The 19950-nt window shown below is 71.8% G+C and carries 19 protein-coding genes and 1 pseudogene; 12 read left to right on the forward strand and 8 right to left on the reverse strand.

The annotated features are described in order from the left end of the window. Positions 1-202 precede the first annotated feature (202 nt). Complete coding sequence (locus tag ACFT4A_RS23055; RefSeq protein WP_382832909.1) at positions 203-1006, reverse strand: nuclease-related domain-containing protein; 804 nt, start codon at positions 1004-1006, stop codon at positions 203-205. 111 nt (positions 1007-1117) lie between these two features. Here ACFT4A_RS23055 and ACFT4A_RS23060 point away from each other — a divergent pair, with 111 nt between their 5' ends. From ACFT4A_RS23060 to ACFT4A_RS23090, 7 genes and pseudogenes are all read left to right on the forward strand, one after another. Beyond that, a complete protein-coding gene (locus ACFT4A_RS23060) occupies positions 1118-1621 on the forward strand; it encodes a dual specificity protein phosphatase family protein (protein WP_382832911.1) in 504 nt (167 codons plus the stop codon). Positions 1622-1783: 162 nt separating this feature from the next. Next, the gene (locus tag ACFT4A_RS23065) at positions 1784-2557 is read left to right on the forward strand and encodes a hypothetical protein (RefSeq protein WP_382832912.1); all 774 of its coding nucleotides are present in this window, start codon (positions 1784-1786) and stop codon (positions 2555-2557) included. Continuing rightward, positions 2554-3819 carry an ATP-binding protein gene (locus ACFT4A_RS23070; protein WP_382832914.1) on the forward strand — a complete coding sequence of 422 codons (1266 nt, stop codon included), beginning with the start codon at positions 2554-2556 and terminating at the stop codon, positions 3817-3819. Before ACFT4A_RS23065 ends, ACFT4A_RS23070 begins: the two co-directional genes overlap by 4 nt. A 114-nt stretch (positions 3820-3933) precedes the next feature. Then, positions 3934-4350, forward strand: a complete 417-nt coding sequence (locus ACFT4A_RS23075; RefSeq protein ID WP_382832916.1) for an SH3 domain-containing protein — start codon at positions 3934-3936, stop codon at positions 4348-4350. Between the two features lie 52 nt (positions 4351-4402). After that, the gene (locus ACFT4A_RS23080) at positions 4403-5767 is read left to right on the forward strand and encodes an FtsW/RodA/SpoVE family cell cycle protein (protein WP_382832918.1); all 1365 of its coding nucleotides are present in this window, start codon (positions 4403-4405) and stop codon (positions 5765-5767) included. Then, positions 5764-7242: a penicillin-binding transpeptidase domain-containing protein gene (locus ACFT4A_RS23085; protein WP_382832920.1), complete on the forward strand. Its 1479-nt coding sequence runs from the start codon at positions 5764-5766 to the stop codon at positions 7240-7242. Before ACFT4A_RS23080 ends, ACFT4A_RS23085 begins: the two co-directional genes overlap by 4 nt. Positions 7243-7286: 44 nt before the next feature. After that, a pseudogene (locus ACFT4A_RS23090) lies at positions 7287-7822 on the forward strand (DUF3291 domain-containing protein). Here ACFT4A_RS23090 and ACFT4A_RS23095 read toward each other — a convergent pair. Beyond that, positions 7819-8418, reverse strand: a complete 600-nt coding sequence (locus tag ACFT4A_RS23095) for a Uma2 family endonuclease (RefSeq protein WP_382832922.1) — start codon at positions 8416-8418, stop codon at positions 7819-7821. The pseudogene ACFT4A_RS23090 and the gene ACFT4A_RS23095 overlap by 4 nt on opposite strands. A gap of 81 nt (positions 8419-8499) precedes the next feature. After that, a complete protein-coding gene (locus ACFT4A_RS23100; RefSeq protein WP_382832923.1) occupies positions 8500-9612 on the reverse strand; it encodes a ferritin-like domain-containing protein in 1113 nt (370 codons plus the stop codon). Between the two features lie 122 nt (positions 9613-9734). Between ACFT4A_RS23100 and ACFT4A_RS23105 the strand changes: the two genes are divergently transcribed. The 5 genes from ACFT4A_RS23105 to ACFT4A_RS23125 all read left to right on the forward strand — a co-directional run bounded on the left by ACFT4A_RS23105 (position 9735) and on the right by ACFT4A_RS23125 (position 14224). After that, on the forward strand, positions 9735-10673 hold the full coding sequence (locus ACFT4A_RS23105; RefSeq protein WP_382832925.1) for a diiron oxygenase: 939 nt from the start codon (positions 9735-9737) through the stop codon (positions 10671-10673). Between the two features lie 87 nt (positions 10674-10760). Next, entirely contained in the window at positions 10761-11747 is a 987-nt protein-coding gene (locus tag ACFT4A_RS23110) for a hypothetical protein (protein ID WP_382832927.1), read from the forward strand. A 248-nt stretch (positions 11748-11995) separates the two neighbouring features. Further along, positions 11996-12649, forward strand: coding sequence for a TetR/AcrR family transcriptional regulator (locus tag ACFT4A_RS23115; protein ID WP_382832929.1), 654 nt, complete (start codon positions 11996-11998; stop codon positions 12647-12649). A gap of 10 nt (positions 12650-12659) precedes the next feature. Beyond that, positions 12660-12959, forward strand: a complete 300-nt coding sequence (locus tag ACFT4A_RS23120) for a hypothetical protein (RefSeq protein WP_382832930.1) — start codon at positions 12660-12662, stop codon at positions 12957-12959. Positions 12960-13066: 107 nt separating this feature from the next. After that, on the forward strand, positions 13067-14224 hold the full coding sequence (locus tag ACFT4A_RS23125) for an NlpC/P60 family protein (protein WP_382832931.1): 1158 nt from the start codon (positions 13067-13069) through the stop codon (positions 14222-14224). On the opposite strand, the gene ACFT4A_RS23130 is transcribed toward ACFT4A_RS23125, so the two are convergent. The 5 genes from ACFT4A_RS23130 to ACFT4A_RS23150 are packed head-to-tail and all read right to left on the reverse strand — an operon-like array spanning position 14188 to position 19902. Beyond that, on the reverse strand, positions 14188-15450 hold the full coding sequence (locus tag ACFT4A_RS23130; RefSeq protein ID WP_382832932.1) for a styrene monooxygenase/indole monooxygenase family protein: 1263 nt from the start codon (positions 15448-15450) through the stop codon (positions 14188-14190). The two genes, ACFT4A_RS23125 and ACFT4A_RS23130, sit on opposite strands and share 37 nt — an antisense overlap. Positions 15451-15463: 13 nt before the next feature. Then, positions 15464-16111 carry an ATP/GTP-binding protein gene (locus ACFT4A_RS23135; protein ID WP_382832934.1) on the reverse strand — a complete coding sequence of 216 codons (648 nt, stop codon included), beginning with the start codon at positions 16109-16111 and terminating at the stop codon, positions 15464-15466. Further along, positions 16092-16514 carry a DUF742 domain-containing protein gene (locus tag ACFT4A_RS23140; RefSeq protein ID WP_215118556.1) on the reverse strand — a complete coding sequence of 141 codons (423 nt, stop codon included), beginning with the start codon at positions 16512-16514 and terminating at the stop codon, positions 16092-16094. Before ACFT4A_RS23140 ends, ACFT4A_RS23135 begins: the two co-directional genes overlap by 20 nt. Further along, positions 16511-17035: a roadblock/LC7 domain-containing protein gene (locus ACFT4A_RS23145; protein ID WP_382832936.1), complete on the reverse strand. Its 525-nt coding sequence runs from the start codon at positions 17033-17035 to the stop codon at positions 16511-16513. The genes ACFT4A_RS23140 and ACFT4A_RS23145 overlap by 4 nt, the downstream gene beginning before the upstream one ends. Continuing rightward, positions 17032-19902 carry a nitrate- and nitrite sensing domain-containing protein gene (locus tag ACFT4A_RS23150; RefSeq protein ID WP_382832938.1) on the reverse strand — a complete coding sequence of 957 codons (2871 nt, stop codon included), beginning with the start codon at positions 19900-19902 and terminating at the stop codon, positions 17032-17034. The genes ACFT4A_RS23145 and ACFT4A_RS23150 overlap by 4 nt, the downstream gene beginning before the upstream one ends. Between the last annotated feature and the right edge of the window lie 48 nt (positions 19903-19950).

The following is a 19950-nucleotide window of genomic DNA, read 5'->3' on the forward strand; positions in this document are numbered from 1 at the left end:
GCGGTCGGGCGGCCGGGGCGGACCTTGTCGGCGGGGCGGTACGCCGACCGACCCGGGCAACACGGTGGTCTCGGTGCACGGCCGCGCCCGGCCAGGGGCGGACGTCGCTGGCGCATGGCCGGCCCGCCCGCGGGCAACTCTCCGGCCGCCCCGGGCCTGGGCGCAGTCGCCCCCGGCCAGGGCACCCGCGCCCCCAACCCCCTCACACCCTCGCCCACGTCCCCCGGTCCCGGGCCGTCGCGTGCAAGGCCTCCACGTCCGCCGGTTTCAGGACGGCGTCCTGGGCGGCCAGGCGCTGGATGTCCGTGTCCGGCAGGACGCGGACGTCACGCGGCGGGACCTGGAGCGACACCGTCGTGGGGCCCAGCAGGGCGAGTACGGGGTGGACCTCCGCCGTCAGGGCGTAGGAGGCGCGGTCGGCGTCGGTGCGGATGCGGCGGAGCAGGGGGTGTGGTTCGCCGCGGCCGAGGGTGACCATGGGGTCGGCGATCGTCACGCGGTGCTTGCGGGCGTGGAGGGTGTGCACGGCGTACAGGCCGCCGGGGCCGATCAGCAGGTGGTGGATGCGGCCGCCGCCGGGGAGCGGAACGGAGTGCAGGGTGTGCCAGCCCGCGCCGTCCAGGGCGTCCAGGGCCTCCCCGACCGTCTGCTCGGCCGTCAGGGCCCGGCGGCGTGGGTCGGGGCGGAGCCGGTGGGCCGGGCCCGGGTCGCGGTCGAGGGCGACGACGAGGGCCTCGCCGGGGCGGTTGGGGGCCAGGTCGTCGTCGGGGTGGAGCGCCAGCCGGGCGAGTTCGGCGGGGGTCGGCACCGGGGGCGGCCCGACCGTCACCGGGCCGGTGATGAAGGGCCCGAGGGCCCGGAGCACGTCGTCCTCGCGGTCCGCGCCGAGCAGGTTGACCCGAGCGGCCTCACGGTCGTACCAGGCGATGTTCCTGCCGTCGGGGAGGCAGACGTACAGCCGTTCCTGGCCGTGTCGCCGGGTCGGTACGACGCGCAGTCCGTCCATGCACCATCACCCCCGCCCATGGGAACAGGCGGGGTGCTGCGGGGGCAAGAACCCGGTTACCTTGGAGAGGAGTTGGGCAGGCCCCCGGGCGGTGTTGGTGGGGAGGCTTTGTTGCGTACCCGCAGGAAACCCGATGTGCCGGCTCCGGAGAGCCCGTGGAGCGAGGTGGTCCCCGGATTGTGGATGGGCGGCCACGAGTACGCGGGCTCCCCGGGCCAGGTGGAGTTCGCCGTCGTACGGGACGAGTTCGACCTCGTGCAGACGCTGCTGCGGCTGCCCGGGCACGGCCCCGATCCGGGCGTCCGGCATCACGTCTGGCCCATTCCCGACGGGCCGCTCGACGGGACGCAGCTCGCCGGGGTGATCCGACTGGCCGAGGCGGCGTGCGAGGCGCTGGACGAGGGCCGCAGGATCCTCGTTCGCTGTTACCACGGGTACAACCGCTCCGGCCTCGTCGTCGCGCACGCGCTGATGCGCCGGGGCGACTCCGCCGAGACGGCGATCCGGCTGATCCGGGACCGCCGCTCGCCCTGGGCGCTGCACAATGAACTGTTCGTCGAGTACCTGCGGGCCGGGCTGACCACGGCCCGGCTGCTGGAGGAACTCACGGAGTAGCACTGCGGGGAACGGGCACGGCACAGAACCAGCACAGCACCCGGCCGGTGCGGCGGCAAACGGGCTCCCTCGCACGCAAATGGGACTTCCGCGCGAATAAGGTGTACCGGGCCGACGGGTCGTGCCCGAGCCGCGTGATCACCCTCGAACCGCAGGAGTGCAGTGCCCCTCAGCCGTCCCGGAGGCCTTCTCGGAAGCCGACCCGGTCAAGCCGGAAGCCGACCCGGTCGAGCCGCCCGCCGTGCCGTCGTCGTCGCCCTCCTGCTGGCGGCCGCCGTGGGCTGCGGGGACACCGGAGGGCTCGAGGGTGCCGGGGCGACGCCGACGGCGGTCGGTCCGGCCCGGCTCTGGCCGGAGCAGACACCCGCGTCCAGCCCGGCCTTCGAGATCGGCGAGGTGAACACCGAGGTGGTCAAGGGCGTCAAGGTCCCCGCGGGCGACGACATCCGCGGCGTGGACCCGGTCGGGGTCGTCCGGGCCGAGATCGCCGCGAGCCCGGGCGACTACGACGGCGGCAAGGCGCCCTACCGCGACACCGCCGGCCGTATGACCGGCTGCGGCAAGGGCGCCGGGCACGGAAAGTGCCCGGTCCTGAAGCCGTACTACCGGGACCTGACCGGCGACGGGCGCGACGACCTGACGCTGGGCTTCCGGCTGCTGCCCGGCAAGACGACCGCGGTGCGCGTCTACACCGTGGAGAAGCACCGGCTCGTGCAGGTGATGTCGTGGGAGGACGCGCTGAGCGGCGTGGAACTGGCCGGGCGTTCCCTGGTCATCCGCTCGCCCTCCGAGGTGGCGGGCTACGAGTACCGCCTGCAGTGGACCTGGGACCGGGACCAGCGGGCGATGCTCCTCACCCATGACGAGATGCTGCGCACCGGCCCGCGCAAGCACTCCCTCCATCCGTCCGCCTCCCCCTCGGCGAGCACCGGATGAGACCCGTGCTCCCCCCGTGGTCGGGGACGCTCGCGGTGAAGGCCGCCGCCTTCATCACGGTGATGTGCTGCGCGCTGGCCGCCCTGCTCGGCGTCCTGGTGCATGTGCAGGTGACCGACCAGACCGTCGGCCAGGCCCGCGACCAGGCGTTGCAGCGACTGGAGCAGGCCACGGAGCGGTACGAGGCCGGGGACCCGCTCCGGCGGGGTGCGGCGATGGATCCCCCGGAGCTGCCCCGGGAGCTGCGGGAGCTCGCGGTGGGCGGCGACCGGGGCACGATGGTGGCCGACCGCGAGGGGCGCCCCACGATGTGGGCGGCGGGGCCGGCCGACGGCGACCGGGCTCTGGCCGTGGCGGTCGACTACTCGCAGCAGGCGCGCACCATCGCCGGCCTGGACCGGGCGATCCTGTGGTCGTCGGGCCTCGCGATCGGGGCGACGCTGCTGGTCGGCGCGTTCGCGGTGACGCGGGTGACGCGGCGGCTGCACACCACGGCACGGGTCGCCCGGCGGATCAGCGCGGGCGACCTGGACGCGCGCGTGAACGACCCCCGTACGGCCCCGCGGACGGACCCGCCCGCCAAGGCTCCGGCGCGTCCGCAGGACGAGGTGGCCGCGGTCGCCGCCGCGCTGGACTCCATGGCGTCGTCGTTGCAGGGCAAGCTGCTGGCCGAGCAGCGGTTCACGGCGGACGTGGCCCATGAGCTGCGTACGCCGCTGACCGGGCTGCACGCGGCGGCCGAACTGCTGCCGCCGGGCCGCCCGACGGAGCTGGTGCGGGACCGGGTCGCGGCGCTGCGCACGCTCACCGAGGACCTGCTGGAGATCTCCCGGCTGGACACCGGGCGGGAACTGCTGGAGCTGGACACGGAGCGGCTGGGGCCGTTGGCCGAGCGGGCGGTGCGGGCCGCGGGGAACGGCACGGAGGTCAGGGTCGTACGGGACGTGTCCGTGGAGACGGACCGGCGGCGGCTGGAGCGGGTGCTCGGGAATCTCGTGGCGAACGCGCACAAGCACGGCCGGGGGCCGGTGGTGCTGACCGTGGACGGGCCGGTGGTGACGGTTCGCGATCACGGGGACGGTTTTCCGGAGTACCTGGTGGCGCACGGTCCGCAGCGGTTCCGTACGGAGGGCGGGACCAGGGGGCACGGGCTGGGTCTGACGATCGCGCTGGGGCAGGCCGAGGTGCTGGGCGCGCGGCTGGGGTTCGCGAACGCGCCGGACGGCGGGGCGGTGGCGACCTTGGTACTGGTGGTGGAGTGAGAGCCAGGGGCGCCTCCTCCTATGGCCCACCGTGACGGGCGGGGCCCATAGGGCGCTCCTAATGTGGCGATTAGTCAGCTTCGGTCTTTTCGCCCCCACATGGAGGTACTCCCCATGTCTCTGCGCTCCCGCCTCTCCATAGCCACCGCCGCCGCGCTCCTCGCCGCCGCTGCCGCCGTGACGCCCGCCGTCGCGGACGACGAGTGGGACACGACGGGTGACACCACGATGGGCGCCGGCACGATGGGCGCCGGCACGATGGGCGGCGACGGATACCACCGCCCCGACGACGACCGGCGCTTCTACCGGGGCATCGTCACGGCGAACACGCTGGCGCTGCGCAGCGCCCCGAACCGCGGCTCGCGGATCATCCGGTTCGCCCACCGGGGCGACATCGTCAAGATCTTCTGCAAGACCCGGGGCCAGAACGTGCAGGGCAACTCACTCTGGTACCTCCTCCCGGACGGCACCTGGGCCTGGGGTGCGGCCCGCTTCATCGACAACATCGGCCCCGCGCCACGCTGGTGCTGACACTCGGTCACCCAAACACACACAAGACGGAACGTTTAGGTAAGTTCCGGACATGAGCAAGGCCGGAATCACCGTGGCGACAGCGGACCCGCCCGCGCCCGCCGTCCGCCCCCTCCCCCGGCGCCGTGGCATCGAGCTCGCCCTCATCGTCCTGGCCGTGCTGCTGTCCGTGTACGGCTACTGCGCGGTGGGCCTCGCCCAGCACGGCACCCTCCCGCCCGGCGCCGCCGGCTACGGCGCCGGGCTCGGCGTGCTCGCGCTGCTGGCCCATCTGGCGGTGCGGCTGCGGGCCCCGCACGCCGACCCCCTCCTCCTGCCCATCGGCGTGCTGCTCAACGGGCTCGGCCTGGTACTCATCTACCGGCTCGACCTGGAGACCCCGGGCGACCGGGCGGCACCGGCCCAACTGGTGTGGTCGACGCTGGGCGTGACGCTGTTCATCCTGGTCGTCCTGCTCCTGCGCGACCACCGGGTGCTCCAGCGCTACACCTACGTCTGTGTCGTCGCCGTGCTGGTCCTGCTCACCCTGCCGATCCTGTTCCCGGCGGTGAACGGGGCCCGCATCTGGATCCGGATCGCCGGGTTCTCGATCCAGCCGGGTGAGTTCGCGAAGGTGCTGCTGGCGGTGTTCTTCGCCGCGTATCTGGCCGCGAACCGCAACGCCCTGGCGTACACCGGCCGCCGCATCTGGAGGTTCCAGTTCCCCACCGGCCGGGTGCTCGGCCCGATCGTCGCGGTCTGGCTGGTGAGCGTCGGCGTGCTGATCCTGGAGCGGGACCTCGGTACGTCGCTGCTCTTCTTCGGCCTGTTCGTCGTCCTCCTCTACGTCGCCACGGGCCGCACCGGCTGGATCACCGTGGGACTGCTGCTGGCCACGCTGGGCGCGGTCGCCGTCGGGCGTCTGGAGCCGCATGTGCACAGCAGGATCGAGACCTGGCTGCATCCGTTCGCCTCGGTCGAGGCGGGCGAGGGCCCGAACCAGCTCGCCCAGTCCCTGTTCGCCTTCGCGGAGGGCGGATTCCTCGGCACGGGCCTGGGGCTCGGCCACTCGGTCCTCATCGGCTTCGCCGTGAAGTCGGACTTCATCCTGGCCACGGCGGGCGAGGAACTGGGCCTGGCGGGGCTGTCGGCCATCTTCGTCCTCTACGGCCTGCTGGTGGAGCGCGGCTACCGGGCGGGCCTGGCGCTGCGCGAGCCCTTCGGGCGGCTGCTCGCGGTGGGCCTCGCCTCGCTCGTGGCGCTCCAGGTGTTCGTGATCGCGGGCGGGGTGACCGGCCTGATCCCGCTGACCGGCATGGCGATGCCGTTCCTGGCGCAGGGCGGCTCGTCGGTGGTCACCAACTGGGCGATCGTGGCGCTGCTGGTCCGGGTGAGCGACTCGGCCCGGCGGCAGCACGACGGGCAGGAGACCTCATGACGCGGCACATCCGGCACGCCGGCCTCTTCTGCGCCCTGCTGCTGGTGGCCCTGCTGCTGAACGCCGCCCGCGTCCAGGTCGTCCAGGCCCCGGCGTACGACGACCACCCCGCCAACCGCCGCCCGGAGATCGCCCGTTACGAGCAGCCGCGCGGGAACATCCTGGTCGGCGGCCGGCCCGTCACCGGCTCGCAGGACACCCGCGAGCACCTGCGCTACGAGCGGACCTACGCCGACGGACCGCTGTACGCGCCGGTCACCGGCTTCGCCTCGCAGCTGTACGGGACGACGCTCCTGGAGCACACCGAGGACGGCGTCCTGTCCGGCTCGCACCCGATGCTCGCGCCGTTCCCGCTGTGGAACGACTTCACGCGGGCGCGCAACGCCGGCGGGGACGTCGTGACGACACTGGCCCCGGCGGCACAACGGGCGGCGTACGAGGGACTCGCCGGACGCAAGGGCGCCGTGGCGGCCCTGGAGCCGTCGACCGGCCGGATCCTGGCCCTGGTGTCCGCCCCGTCCTACGACCCCCAGCCGCTGTCCGGGAACGGATCGGCGGCGGCCCGGGCCTGGCAGCGGCTGAACGCCGACCGGGACCGGCCGATGCTCAACCGGGCGGTACGGCAGACGTATCCGCCGGGTTCGACCTTCAAGATCGTCACCCTGGCCGCCGCGCTGGACGCCGGCCTGGTCCCTGACCTCGACAAGCCGACCGACTCCCCCGACCCGTACCGGCTGCCCAGTACGAGGACGCGGCTGTCGAACTACGCGAAGGGCTGCGCGGACGCCTCCGTGCGCGAGGCGTTCGTCTTCTCCTGCAACACGGTCTTCGCCCAGCTGGGCGTGGAGGTGGGTGTGCCGGGGATGACGGCCGCGGCCCGGGCCTTCGGCTTCAACGACACGGAACTGAGAGTCCCCTTCGCGGTGGCGCGGTCCACCTTCGACACCTCGCTCGACAAGGCACAGCTCGCGCTGTCGTCGATCGGCCAGTACAACACCCGGGCCACCCCGCTGCAGATGGCGATGGTGGCGGCGGCCGTGGCCAACGGCGGACAGGTGCGGGAGCCCTATCTGGTGGAGCGCACGACCCGGCCGGGCGGCAGCACCCTCGCGACCGCCGGCTCGCGCCCGATCCGCCAGGCGATGACGCCCGCGACCGCCGCGCGGCTGCGCGGGCTGATGCTGGGCGTGGTCAAGGGCGGCACCGGACGCAACGCCGCGATCCGCGGTGCCAAGGTCGGCGGCAAGACCGGCACCGCCCAGCACGGCATCGGCAACTCCGGCACGCCGTACGCCTGGTTCGTCTCCTGGGCGCAGGGCGGTCGCGATCTGCAGCCGCGGGTGGCGGTCGCGGTCGTCGTGGAGGACGCGGACGCGAACCGCGGGGACATCAGCGGGGGCGGCGACGCGGCGCCGATCGCGCGGGCGGTGATGGAGGCGGTACTGAAGTCCCGGGACCGGCTGCCCGGTTCCTGAGACGGTTCTACCGCGAGACCGGGGCCCCGACCTACCGTTCGGTCATGACTGCCGCCGCCTTCGAACTCGCCCAGGTCAACATCGCCCGCCTCAAGGCTCCGCTGGACTCCCCGCAGTTGAAGGACTTCGTCGACGCCCTGGACCCCGTGAACGCGGACGCCGACGCGGCCGAGGGTTTCGTGTGGCGGTTGCAGGGCGACTCCGGCGACGCGACGGACGTGGCCGTCTTCGGTGACTCCTGGCTGATCATCAACATGTCGGTGTGGCGGGACACGGACGCGCTCACGGCGTACATGTACCAGGGCAGGCACCGGGAGATGCTCGCCCGCCGGCGCATGGGGGTCCCCCCACGCCTTTAGGGCAGTGGGGGAGGTTCGAGCGGGTCCAGGAGGCGATGGTGGCGATGTGGTGGGTCCCGGCAGGCCACCGCCCGACCGTGGCCGAGGCCGAATCCCGCCTCCTCCACCTCCGCACCCACGGCCCGACCCCCTACGCCTTCACCCTGCGCACGTCGTACCCGCCCCAGGGGGCGACGCCCCTCCTGGGCGAGGTGCCGGAGGGGCTGGGCTGCTCGGTCTAGCGGCGGTGGTCGATGGCGGTGAGGTCGATGGCGAGGGGGAAGGGGACGGTGAGTTCGAGCTTGTCGTGGAAGATGCCGTTGGGGACGTACGCCCTGGTTGCCGGGTCGAGCTCGTAGACGTAGACAACGGGAAGGCCACCGATCTCCTCGACCCGCCAATAGTGGCGGATGCCGGCCTTGGCGTACTTCCGGGGCTTCAGCTCGCGGTCGCGCTCCTCGGACTCCTCGGACACGATCTCGACGGCGAGAATGACGTCATCGGGATGGACGCGCGTCTTCCGGGGACCTCTGTCCGCGTCGGCCCTGATCACCATCACGTCGGGTTCCGGGCGATCCCGCTCGCTGAGCTTGACGGTGAACTCCCGGAAGACATCACAGTCGCCCGGGACCTGATCCAGCAGGCGGTGCTCCAGCAGACGCAGGACGCGCATATGGAACTCGGTCCGTGGACTCATGAAGACAAGACTCCCGTCGATCAGCTCCGTGTGCGGAGGCAGGTTGGGAAGCTCGTCGAGGTCGTCCGCCGTCCAGCCGCCCTCGGGCGGACGAGGCCACTCGTAGTCGTCGTCCAGCCCGTAGTCACGCGCAGCGCTCATGATCGCTCCCATGTGCCGGAGTCTGCCTGGCACAGCCAGCGTACCCAGGGGAATATGCCGATTCGCCCGTCGAACGAGTGATCAACCGTCGAGTTGCTGACCGGCCTCGATGACTCCCTCCACCTCCGCGACCCGCTCCCCCTCCTCCACCGCGAACCGCTCGGCGTCCAGCTTCTCGGCGATCTCCTCGTCCTGGGACATCAGCAGGTCGAGGTTGGAGTCGCCCATGTCCAGGACGCCCATGTCGACGTAGGCCTGCTGGAGGCGTCTGCCCCACAGGCCGATGTCCTTGACGCAGGGGACGATGCGGCTGAAGAGGAGCTTGCGGAACAGGGCGAGGAACTCGGACTGCTCGCTGCAGGCCTCCGCCTCGGCCTTCGGGATGCCGAAGTTCTCCAGCACCTCCACACCCCGCAGCCGGTCACGCATGAGGTAGCAGCCCTCGATGACGAACTCCTCGCGCTCGCGGAGCTCGGCGTCGGTGAGCTGCCTGTAGTAGTCCCTGAGCGCCATCCGCCCGAAGGCGACATGCCGGGCCTCGTCCTGCATGACGTACGCGAGGATCTGCTTCGGCAGCGGCTTGTCCGTCGTGTCCCTGATCATGCCGAAGGCGGCCAGCGCCAGGCCCTCGATCAGCACCTGCATGCCCAGGTACGGCATGTCCCAGCGTGAGTCCCTCAACGTGTCGCCCAACAGGGACTGGAGGTTGTCGTTGATCGGGTACAGCAGCCCGACCTTCTCGTGCAGGAACCGGCCGTAGATCTCGGCGTGCCGGGCCTCGTCCATCGTCTGGGTCGCGGAGTAGAACTTCGCGTCCAGATCAGGAACGGACTCGACGATCCGCGCGGCACAGATCATCGCGCCCTGCTCACCGTGCAGAAACTGGCTGAACTGCCAGGAGGCGTAGTGCAGGCGCAGCTCGCCCTTGTCCTTCTCCGTCAGCTTCGCCCAGTACTTGGTCCCGTAGAGGGACATCGCCTCGTCCGGGGTCCCCAGCGGATCGTACGGATCCACCTCCAGCTCCCAGTCGATCCGCTTCTGCCCGTCCCACTGCTTGTCCTTGCCCTTCTGATAGAGGGCCAGGAGCCGGTCGCGGCCACCGTCGTACTCCCAGTTGAAACGGGCAGCTCCGCTCGCCGGCACCTGCCACACGGACTCTTCCGGTTCCTCGGCGTACAGGTCGAAGGTCGGCATGCCCCGCAGGCTCCTACGTGGTAGACGCCGCGTCAACAAATCGCGCACAGGGGATTGACGACCTTGCTGACAGGCAGTCTCATAAGGGGAACAGTGACGTGTGCACAACGAGGTGGGCAGCCATGACGACCCTGACGGAAGCCGACGCGCTCGACGGCCTGCGCGATGCCCTCGGCCTGCTCAAGGACCGGGAGCAGGTGGCCCAGCGGCTCCTCGACTCCTCCGCCAAGCACTCCTTCGACCCGGACAAGGAACTGGACTGGGACGCGCCCTTCGAGGAGGGCAAGTGGTTCTGGCCCCCGGAGCTGGTCTCGCTCTACGACACCCCGCTCTGGAAGCGCATGGGCGAGGAGCAGCGCATCCTGCTCTCCCAGCACGAGGCGGCGGCCCTCGCCTCCCTGGGCATCTGGTTCGAGATCATCCTCATGCAGCTCCTCGTCCGCCACATCTACGACAAGGCCGCGACGAGCGCACACGTCCGCTACGCCCTCACCGAGATCGAGGACGAGTGCCGCCACTCCAAGATGTTCGCCCGCCTGATCTCCCACGGCGACACGCCCTGGTACCCGGTCAGCCGCGCCCACCAGCACCTGGGCCGCCTCTTCAAGACCATCTCCACCACCCCCGGTTCCTTCACCGCCACCCTCCTCGGCGAGGAGGTCCTCGACTGGATGCAGCGTCTGACGTTCCCCGACGAGCGGGTCCAGACCCTGGTCCGGGGCGTCACCCGCATCCACGTCGTGGAGGAGGCCCGCCATGTGCGCTACGCCCGTGAGGAACTCCGCCGCCAGATGGTGACGGCCCCGAAGTGGTCCCAGGAGTTCACCCGGGTCACCTCCGGCGAGTTCGCCCGGGTCTTCTCGGTGGCGTTCGTGAACCCGGACGTCTACACCAACGTCGGCCTGGACAAGCGCGAGGCCCTCGCCCAGGTCAAGGCCAGCGGCCACCGCCGGGAGGTCATGCAGAACGGCTCGAAGCGGCTGACCGACTTCCTCGACGACATCGGAGTGCTGCGCGGAGTGGGACGCCGGCTCTGGAAGTCCTCCGGTCTGCTGACGTAGACCCCGCCCGGGTCATGTCCATGCAGGGTGGCTACTGTCCTCTGTGACCCCGTCACTGTCAGTGGCCACGAAGGAGATCACCCCCGCATGTCCCCCCACATCCCCCACGCCCTGCGGACCGCCGCCCTCGGCGCCACCGCCGCCCTCGCCCTGACCGCGTGCGGCAGCGAGTCGGCCGACACCGACAAGGCGCCCGCCCCACAGGGCGTGGTCAGCAAGGCGACCGCCAAGAAGATCGCCGACCGCTACGAGAAGGTCAACAACAAGGCGAACGCGGCCCAGGACGAAAAGCTCCTGGCGACGGTCGAGGCCGGCCAGGTCTACGCGATGGACAAGGCCGTCTACACCCTCTTCGACACCTGGCCGAAGAAGGAGCAGAAGGACTACGCCAAACCCTTCTCCTACACGGACCGCACCTACGTGATCCCGAAGAAGGGCTCGGGCGACTGGTTCGCCGTCCAGGCCAAGTCCAGCGTGAACAACGAGGAAAGAGTGCTCCTGGTCTTCGACAAGGTCGACGGAACCTACAAGATGGTGCTGTCCCTCTGGGCCGCCGCGGCAGACATCCCCAAGCCGGCCCTCGACAAGGACGGCCTCGCCAAGGCCGTCGACCCCGGCACCAAGATCGGCGGACTGGCCCCCACCGACATACGCGCCGCCTACGCGGACCACCTCGAAACCGGCGGCAAGAAGAAGGGCAAGGCCCTGACCTCCACGCAGCCCGTCGAGAACGCCAAGAAGACCTACCAGCGCAGCAGCACCGAGGGCGCGGCCGAGGGCAAGGCCACCGAGAAGTTCTTCGCCAAGACCCCCGCCGACCCGAGCGTCTACGCCCTGCGCACAACAGACGGCGGTGTCCTCGCCCTCGTCCCCCTCGCCCACAAGCAGGAATCCCTGCTCAAGGAGTCCTACCGCTCCATCGCGAGCCTCGTCCCCAACGACGAGCAGGCCGCCCTGGGCGCCACCAGCGGCCCCCTGATCACCGACACCTTCGAGGGCCAGGGCCTGGCCGAACTGACCCCGAAGGCCGCCCGCCTCACCAACGTCGACTTCCAGCACGTGGACGCGCGCTAGCGGGACCACGACGCGCCCGCACCCGCCGGCTCACGGAAGGGGACGTGTCGGGGGGTGTCCGCCCGCAGCGGTTGGCGCGTCAACGCCAGTCACTCGGTATGAAACTTAATCGCGCCGTTCCGAGGACGGACACCCCCCCCGGCGCGGCCCCGACCCACCACCCGGCGTCAGGCGCGACGCGCACCCCCACCGAAGGCCCACAGGCCGCCGCAGGCATCCCGCCCCGGCCCCCGGCTACGCTGCGAGTCATGACACCAGCCGCCCCCACCCCCGCCTACCGGCGACTCAGCGTCGAGGAACGCCGCAGCCAGCTGCTCACCTCCGCGCTGTCGCTCTTCGCGCACCGCGCCCCGGAGGACGTCTCCCTGGACGACGTGGCGGAGGCGGCGGGGGTGTCGCGGCCCCTGGTCTACCGGTACTTCCCCGGCGGCAAGCAGCAGCTCTACGAGGCCGCCCTCCGCTCCGCCGCCGACGAGCTCCGGACCTGCTTCGACGAACCCCGCGAGGGCCCCCTCCTCCCCCGCCTGTCCCGCGCCCTCGACCGCTACCTCGCCTTCGTCGACCAGCACGACGCCGGCTTCAGCGCCCTCCTCCAGGGCGGCAGCGTCGTCGAGACCTCACGGACCACCGCCATCGTCGACGGCGTACGCCGCGCCGCCGCCGAGCACATCGTCAGCCACCTGGAGGTCACGGCCCCCGGTCCCCGCCTGCGCATGACCATCCGCATGTGGATCACCGCCGTCGAGGCCTCGTCGCTCATCTGGCTCGACGAGGACAAGCAGCCTCCCGCCGAGGATCTCCGCGACTGGCTCGTCGAGCAGTTCGTGGCCATGCTGTCGGTGACGGCCCGCCGTGACCCGCAGACCGACGCCCTGGTCCTGGCCCTCGCCGAGGATGTCTGACACTGATCCGGTGAAGAGCGAAGACACCCCCTTCGAGGGCGGCCCCATGGACGGCAGGGTCCTGCCCGTCCTGCTGGGCATCACCGGCCACCCGCCCAGGACGTACCGCATCCCCGTCCCGGACCCCGCCGGCGGCCCGTCCACCGTGCTCGTCTACCGCCGTGTCCCCCGCGGACCGGGCAGGGTCGGCCTGACCAACCGCTGGAAGTACGAGTACGCCCCCGAGGGCGTTCCGCCCCGGCGGCTCACATGGCCCTGGTCGAAGCCACACGCCACGCCGCCCGGCAAGCGGGACGACGCCGACGGGTGACCCTGTTGCGCCGAACCGCGCAGGCCTACCACGCACACCACCCGCACACCCCTCATCCTCACGGTGTCCGGTGGCCGAAGGGCCGCCCCCGCACCGGAGGTGATGGCATGTCAGGAACCCTTCTGCGTCTGGCCTGTACGGCGGCCGTGGCGGCAGCGACCGTCCTCGCCCCCGCCGCCGCCACGGCGGCCCCGGAACCCGACCCCGGAGCGCCCCCGGCCTCCCTCGCCTACCTCCTGACGGACCTTCAGACTCTCTACCGCAAGGCCGAACAGGCCACCGAGGCCTACAACGCCACCGAGGAGAAGCTGAAGAGGCAGCGCGCCGAGACCGACCGCCTGAACCGCGCCCTCGCCCGCGCCCGGCTCTCCCTGCACGACAGCCGGGGCGCGGTCGGCCGGCTGGCCCGGCAGCAGTACCAGAGCAGCTCCGACCTCTCCCCGTACCTGCGGCTGCTCCTGGCCCGCGATCCCCAGCACGCGATCGACCAGCGGCATGTGATCGGCCGGATCGCACGGGAGCGGGCCGACACCATCAACCGGCTGACCGGCGACGAGCGGAAGGCCGACGAGCTGGCCCGCAAGGCCCGCAAGGCGCTCGACGGGCAGCTCGCCCTCACCGAGCGGCGGAAGAAGGAAAGGGACCAGGTCGTCACACACCTGCACGCCGTCGAGGACCTGCTCACCGCTCTCAGCCGCGACCAGCTGGCCGCCCTCGCCGAGTTCGAGAGGAACGGGATCGCGAGGGCCCAGAAGAAGTTCATGGCGTCGGGCGCGCTCAGCAGCGTCCGCCGGCCGTCGGCCGAGGGCGACCGGGCCGTGCGCTACGTCGTGGGGCAGCTCGGCAAGCCGTACGAGTGGGGCGCGGAGGGCCCGAAGTCGTACGACTGCTCGGGCCTGACCTCGCAGGCCTGGGCCGAGGCCGGGGCGCCCATCCCCCGGACCAGCCAGGAGCAGTGGAAACGGCTGAAGCGGATCCCGCTCGCCGAGCTGCGCCCGGGAGACCTGGTCGTGTACTTCCCCGAGGCCACGCATGTGGCGCTGTACCTGGGCGACGGCATGGTCGTCCAGGCACCCCGCCCGGGCGCGAAGGTGAAGGTGTCACCGATCGCGGCCAACCCGCTCCTGGGCGCCGTACGCCCGGACCCGTCCGGGAAGCCCCTGCGGCGGTACGCGCCGCCGAAGCTCCCCAAGGACGCCACGAACGGGTCGGACGACGGGTACGACGGCTACGCCGCGCCCGCGCCGGACAGCTCGGCCAGGTAGGCGCCCGTCTTCTCCGGGTCGTAGAAGAAGTTCTCGAAGTCGGCCGGGTCGTTGAAGCCGTTGGCGAAGCGGTCGGCGGCCGGCTGGAGTTCGCCGGCGGCGCCGATCAGGTTCAGGATGTGCTCCGGCGGCGGCGCGAGCATCGCGTTGGTCCACTTGGTGACGTGCTGGGCGGTGGCCCAGTAGCGGTCGAAGGCCGACCGCATCCACTCCTCGTCGAACGGCTTGTCACCGTGCTCGACGATCGCGGACAGGTACGCGGCGGCGCACTTGGACGCCGAGTTGGAGCCCTGGCCGGTGATCGGGTCGTTCGCGACGACCACGTCGGCGACACCGAGGACCAGGCCACCGCCGGGGAGGCGGCCGATGGGGTTGCGGACGGTGGGGGCGTAGCGGCCGGCCAGTGCGCCGCCCGCGTCGGTCAGCTCGACCTTGGTGGCCCGCGCGTACTCCCAGGGGACGTACCGCTCCATGAGTTCCAGGGTCAGGGAGAGGTGCTCCGCGGGGTCCTTGACGCCGCCGAAGGCGTCGAGCGGGCCGCCGGGTATGCCCTCCCAGAACAGGATGTCGGCACGGCCGGAGGTGGTCAGAGTCGGCATGACGAACAGTTCGCCGACGCCCGGCACCAGGTTGCAGCGGACCCCTTCGGTGTCCGGGTGCTCGGGGCGCGGGCCCAGACCGTGGACGTACGACACGGCCAGCGCGCGCTGCGGCTCGCTGTAGGGGGAACGCTCCGCGTCCCGGCCGAACATCTGGACCAGCTCGCCCTTGCCGGCCGCGACGAGCACCAGGTCGTACGTACGGGCGAAGTAGTCGAGGTCGCCGACGGCCGCGCCGTGGATGACGAGCTGCCCGCCGCGCTGCGCGAACGTCTCCATCCAGCCGGCCATCTTCACGCGCTGGTCGACCGACTGCGCGTATCCGTCGAGCCTGCCCAGCCAGTCGATCGCACGGGCCGCGGGGCCCTCGGCCCAGGAGCCGGGGGCGGCGACCGAGACGCCGAGTCCCTGGATCTTCGGGGCCTGGGACTCCCAGAAGTTCAACTGGAGATCACGCTCGTGCTGCAGTGCCGTGTGGAACATGCACTGCGTCGACATGACCCGGCCGGTGCGGATCTCGTCCGCGGTCCGGTTGGACATCAGGGTGACCTCGTACCCCTGCGACTGGAGGCCGAGAGCGATCTGGAGCCCGGACTGACCGGCTCCGACGACGAGTATCTTCCGCATGCGGGGTTGTCCTCTACTCGGGGGTTTCGTCGAGCGCGTGGCCCACCAGGGCCAGGAGGGTCTCGATCACGGAGATCCGGCGACGCGCGTCCATGATCATGACAGGTATGTGTCGCGGGATGGTCAGGGCCTCCCGCACATCCTCCGGCTCGAACAGCTCGCTCTCGTCGAAATGGTTCACCGCGACCACGTACGGGAGCCCGGAGCTCTCGAAGTAGTCCAGTACCGGGAAGCAGTCCTTCAGCCGGCGGGTGTCGGCCATGACGACCGCGCCGATCGCGCCGCGCACGATGTCGTCCCACATGAACCAGAACCGCTGCTGGCCCGGTGTACCGAACAGGTAGAGCACCAGGTCGTCGTCGAGCGTGAGGCGCCCGAAGTCCATGGCCACGGTGGTGGTGGTCTTGCCCGGGGTGGCGGTGAGGTCGTCGGTGGCCTCGCTCGCCTCGGTCATCAGCGCCTCGGTCTGCAGAGGCGTGATCTCCGAGACGGCGGTGACCAGGGTGGTCTTGCCCACGCCGAAGCCGCCCGCCACGACGATCTTCGTGGCGATGGGGGCGCGGGTGCGGTCCGTCTCCCAGGCGTGCATGCTCGCGTCGGGCTGAACGGACGGGGATGTTGCGGAGACGCCGTGAGCGGCGTCAGAGACGACGGAGTCCACTCAGCACCCTTTCCAGCAGAGCTCGGTCCGGGCGGCCCGTGCCGTGGCCGGTTCCCGTTCCGTACACACGAATCTTTCCCTGGTCCGCGAGGTCGCTGAGGAGCACGCGGACCACGCCGAGCGGCATCTTCAGCAGCGCGGCGATCTCGGCCACCGTACGCATCCGGCGGCACAGTTCGACGATGGCCTGGAGTTCCGGCATCACCCGGGTGGAGAGGGAGCCGTTCGTCAGCTCCTTGCGCTCCTCCGGGGCCTCCAGCGCGGCCGTGCTCGCCACGAACGTCTCCACCAGGAGGACGTGGCCGAACCGGGTGCGTCCGCCGGTGAGCGAGTAGGGGCGGACCCGGGCGGGTTTGCGGTCACCGCCGCGGACCGGGAGGTGATGCTTCGGCGTACTGCTCATCGGGCACTCCCCGTCGTCTGGGACCGCTCCAGGGAACTACGGAGCTCGCTGCGGAGTTCGGGCGTCAGGACATGGCCGGCGCGGCCGACGAACAGGGCCATGTGGTACGCCACCACGCTCATGTCGCACTCCGCGGAGCCGTGGACGCCGAGCAGCGAGCCGTCGCTGATCGACATCACGAACAGGCTGCCCTCGTCCATCGCGACCATGGTGTGCCTGACCCCGCCGAAGTCCATCAGCTTGGCCGCGCCGATGGTGAGGCTGCCGATGCCGGAGACGATGGTGGCCAGGTCGGCGGCCGAGCCGCGCGGGCCGGTCCGCTTGGTGCCGCGGGCCTGCAGGGCTTCCCTGGCCTGCCGGTTGCGGTGGTCGTCGGAGGAGAGCAGGAGCAGTCCGTCGGAGGAGACGACCGCAACCGACATGATGCCGGGCACCTCCTCGACGAGGTTGGTCAGCAGCCAGTGCAGGTTGCGGGCCTCACTGCTCAGCCCGATCAGTCCGAAGGTACTGGGAGCGGTCAACTGCTTGCCTCCTCGGCTGTGCCCCCCGTGGCTTCTTCGGATTGAGCTGGTCCTGATGTGCCGGTGGCCGGCCGCTTGTGCGAGGCCGTCTGCTCGGCGATCTCCGCCTCCACCTCCCGGTAGCCGGCCTGGGCGCCCTGGCGGAAGCCGCCGAGTCGGCGGCGGAGGGCCGCGGCGTCCACGGAGCCGCTGCGCTGGCGCGGGGCGGTGGTCTGGGCGGTGATCTTCGGGGTGCGCTTGGGGAGGCCCTTGTCGGTGACGCGCTCGTGCTCCGCGTCGGCCTCGGCTTCGCCGTCGGCGCTGTCGTGCCCACCCGCACCCCCCGTGCGGGTTTCCTGGTCCTGTGCCGGCGGCCCCTGCGGGGCGAAATCGCCGTCGGCGGCCGCGGATTCGTGCTGCGTCGGCTCCGGGTCCGTCTGCGGCGCGGGCCGGGTCGCTCCGAGCGGTGCCGCGGCCGGTTCCGCCTGTGGCACCGGGAGCAGCAGCTCCATCGTGGTCTCGGCAGGGGTTTCAGCCGGTGCCACCGGTACGTCCGCTGCCGCCGGCTCCGGGTGCTCTGCCGCACGCGGGGCCTCCGGGTGCTCGGCGACCTCCGCGATGGGCTCCGGGTGCTCGGCTGCCTCGGCCGCCTCGTCCCGTCGTACGGCCTTCTCCGCCAGTGCCACCAAGGGGTCCCCGCCGTCGGCGCGGCCGTGCAGGACGTTGGAGTTGGCCTCGGCGTCGGCGCCCGGGAAGGAGACGGTGTGGGTCGTGCCGGAGAGCGGGCCGGAGGCCGGGACGGCCGTGTGCGGGGCGGCAGCGAAGAGGTTGCGGGGCAGGACGACGACCGCCGCGACACCGCCCTGCTTCTGCTCGCGCAACTGCACGCGCACCCCGTGCCGGTGGGCGAGGCGGGCCACGACGTACAGGCCGAGGCCGAGACCGTCCTCGCCCTCCTGGTCGTAGGGCGCCTCCGGGTCGAAGTCGGCGAGGCGGGAGTTGAGGCGCTCCAGCCGGTCCTCGGTCATGCCGATGCCCTCGTCCTGGACGGAGAGCATGACCTCGCCGTTCTCCAGGAGCCAGCCGGAGACCTCGACGGGCAGGTCGGGCGGGGAGAACGACGTGGCGTTCTCCATGAGTTCGGCCAGCAGGTGGGAGAGGTCGTCCGCGGCGAACCCGGCTATGTGCGCGTGCGGCGGCAGCGCGGCGATACGGACCCGCTCGTACCGCTCGATCTCGCTCACCGCGGCACGGACGATGTCCACGAGCGGCACGGGCCCGGCGGCGTGCTGGACGTGCTCGGTGCCGGCGAGGACCAGGAGGTTCTCGCTGTGCCGGCGCATGACCGTCGCGAAGTGGTCGAGCTTGAACAGGGTCGCGAGCCGGTCCGGGTCCTGCTCGCGCTCCTCCAGGTTCTCGATGACGGCCAGTTGCCGCTCGACCAGTCCGAGGGTGCGCAGCGCGAGGTTGACGAACGTGCCGCCGATGGCCGTGCGCACCCGCTCCAGCTGGGCGACGGACTCGGCGAGTTCGCCGCGCAGTTCCTCGCGTGCGTCGGCCATCTTCTGGCGCTGGCCGACGAGGTGCTTGCGGTCGGACTCCAGGGTGCCGATCCGCTCGGTCAGGGCGGCCGCGTGCGCGTGCAGGGCGTTGACGGAGCGGACGACCTGGGCGAACTCGTCGTCGCGGCCGGTGAACTTCACCGGCTCCTCGGCCGCCGGGTCCTCGGCCTCGGCGAGGCGCTTCGACCCCAGCCGCAGGACCGCCAGGGGCCGGGTGAGGCTGCGGGCCATGCCCGTGGCGACACCGACGGCGAGCAGCATGAGGGCGCCGAGGACGGCGATGCGGATCTCCAGCGCGGTGACGTCGTCGTCGCGCAGCGCCTCGAGGTCCTTGGTGCTCCGGTCGTAGAGGGCGGACTCCACGCCGCGCATGAGGTCGACCCGGGCCGAGAGGGCCGCACTCAGCCGCTTCGTGTCGACGGAGAGCTCGCTGCCCGCCAGCGTCGGCTGGTCGGTGAGGGCGGCGAGGTACTTCTCGGCGGAGTTGACCTCGGTGCCGGTGACCGTGGAGTCGAACGAGGTACGGGCCGCCTTCGGCGCGGTGTCGCGGAAGTCGGCCAGCGCCGCGTCGGAGCGCAGCCGGGCCTGCTGGGCGGCGGCGCTCAGGGCGTCGCGCTGCCGGGCATCGGCGTCGGAGGAGGTCTCGGCCGGCAGGCCGGTGACGGGGTCGGTGACCGTCTCGCCGCGCGGCACGCTGAGGGCGGCGAGCAGCAGCCCGCGGGCCGCGGCGGCCTGCTGGACGGCGGAGTCCAGCTCGGCCCGGGCGTAGGCGCCGGAGCCCGCGCGGGGCGGCGTCTGCTGCGCCAGCCGCTCGGCGAGCCGGTGGAGCTGGGTGATGGAGGTGGAGTACGCCTGGTGCGCTTCGAGCGCGCTGCTCTTGCCGGTGAGCGCCGCCCGGCGGACGGCGGCGATGTCGTCGAGGTCCGAGCGGAGCGAGGCGGGCGTGTCGGTGTCGGCCCGCAGCTCCTCGACCTGCCGGTCCACCCGGGCGCTGCGCTGCTCGGAGGGCGCCTTGGCCTTGGGGCGGCCGGCCGCTATGTAGGAGGTGACGTCGTCGCGCTCGTCGGCGAGGGAGTGCGCGAGCCCGAGGGCGTCCTGCGTCTGCTCCGCGAGCGTCACCAGTTCCTGGGAGTCGTGGAGTTCCCCGGAGGCGGCGAGGACGGACGGGGTGCCGGCTCCGGCGATGGCCGCGGCGACCACGGCCACGGCGACGATGAGCCGATTGCGTACGTGCGTGGGACGGCCCTTGCCGGTGGGGGGCGTCGGCTCAGTGCCCTGAGCGGGGGCCGTCTGCTTGCCTGTACGACGAGGCCGCGTCTTCTGCACCGGTGCTCGCATTCCTGACTCGTGAACCCATGGGCCCGGGTGACGTTC

The sequence above is a fragment of the Streptomyces sp. NPDC057099 genome (genome assembly GCF_042671245.1).
Taxonomy (GTDB): domain Bacteria; phylum Actinomycetota; class Actinomycetes; order Streptomycetales; family Streptomycetaceae; genus Streptomyces; species Streptomyces purpurascens.

What these genes read in the sequence shown, in the direction of transcription:
- ACFT4A_RS23055 (WP_382832909.1), bottom strand. Translation starts at nt 1,006, where the DNA reads ATGGACGGACTGCGCGTCGTACCGACCCGGCGACACGGCCAGGAACGG.
- ACFT4A_RS23070 (WP_382832914.1), top strand. Translation starts at nt 2,554, where the DNA reads ATGAGACCCGTGCTCCCCCCGTGGTCGGGGACGCTCGCGGTGAAGGCC.
- ACFT4A_RS23075 (WP_382832916.1), top strand. Translation starts at nt 3,934, where the DNA reads ATGTCTCTGCGCTCCCGCCTCTCCATAGCCACCGCCGCCGCGCTCCTC.
- ACFT4A_RS23080 (WP_382832918.1), top strand. Translation starts at nt 4,403, where the DNA reads ATGAGCAAGGCCGGAATCACCGTGGCGACAGCGGACCCGCCCGCGCCC.
- ACFT4A_RS23085 (WP_382832920.1), top strand. Translation starts at nt 5,764, where the DNA reads ATGACGCGGCACATCCGGCACGCCGGCCTCTTCTGCGCCCTGCTGCTG.
- ACFT4A_RS23095 (WP_382832922.1), bottom strand. Translation starts at nt 8,418, where the DNA reads ATGAGCGCTGCGCGTGACTACGGGCTGGACGACGACTACGAGTGGCCT.
- ACFT4A_RS23100 (WP_382832923.1), bottom strand. Translation starts at nt 9,612, where the DNA reads ATGCCGACCTTCGACCTGTACGCCGAGGAACCGGAAGAGTCCGTGTGG.
- ACFT4A_RS23105 (WP_382832925.1), top strand. Translation starts at nt 9,735, where the DNA reads ATGACGACCCTGACGGAAGCCGACGCGCTCGACGGCCTGCGCGATGCC.
- ACFT4A_RS23110 (WP_382832927.1), top strand. Translation starts at nt 10,761, where the DNA reads ATGTCCCCCCACATCCCCCACGCCCTGCGGACCGCCGCCCTCGGCGCC.
- ACFT4A_RS23115 (WP_382832929.1), top strand. Translation starts at nt 11,996, where the DNA reads ATGACACCAGCCGCCCCCACCCCCGCCTACCGGCGACTCAGCGTCGAG.
- ACFT4A_RS23125 (WP_382832931.1), top strand. Translation starts at nt 13,067, where the DNA reads ATGTCAGGAACCCTTCTGCGTCTGGCCTGTACGGCGGCCGTGGCGGCA.
- ACFT4A_RS23130 (WP_382832932.1), bottom strand. Translation starts at nt 15,450, where the DNA reads ATGCGGAAGATACTCGTCGTCGGAGCCGGTCAGTCCGGGCTCCAGATC.
- ACFT4A_RS23140 (WP_215118556.1), bottom strand. Translation starts at nt 16,514, where the DNA reads ATGAGCAGTACGCCGAAGCATCACCTCCCGGTCCGCGGCGGTGACCGC.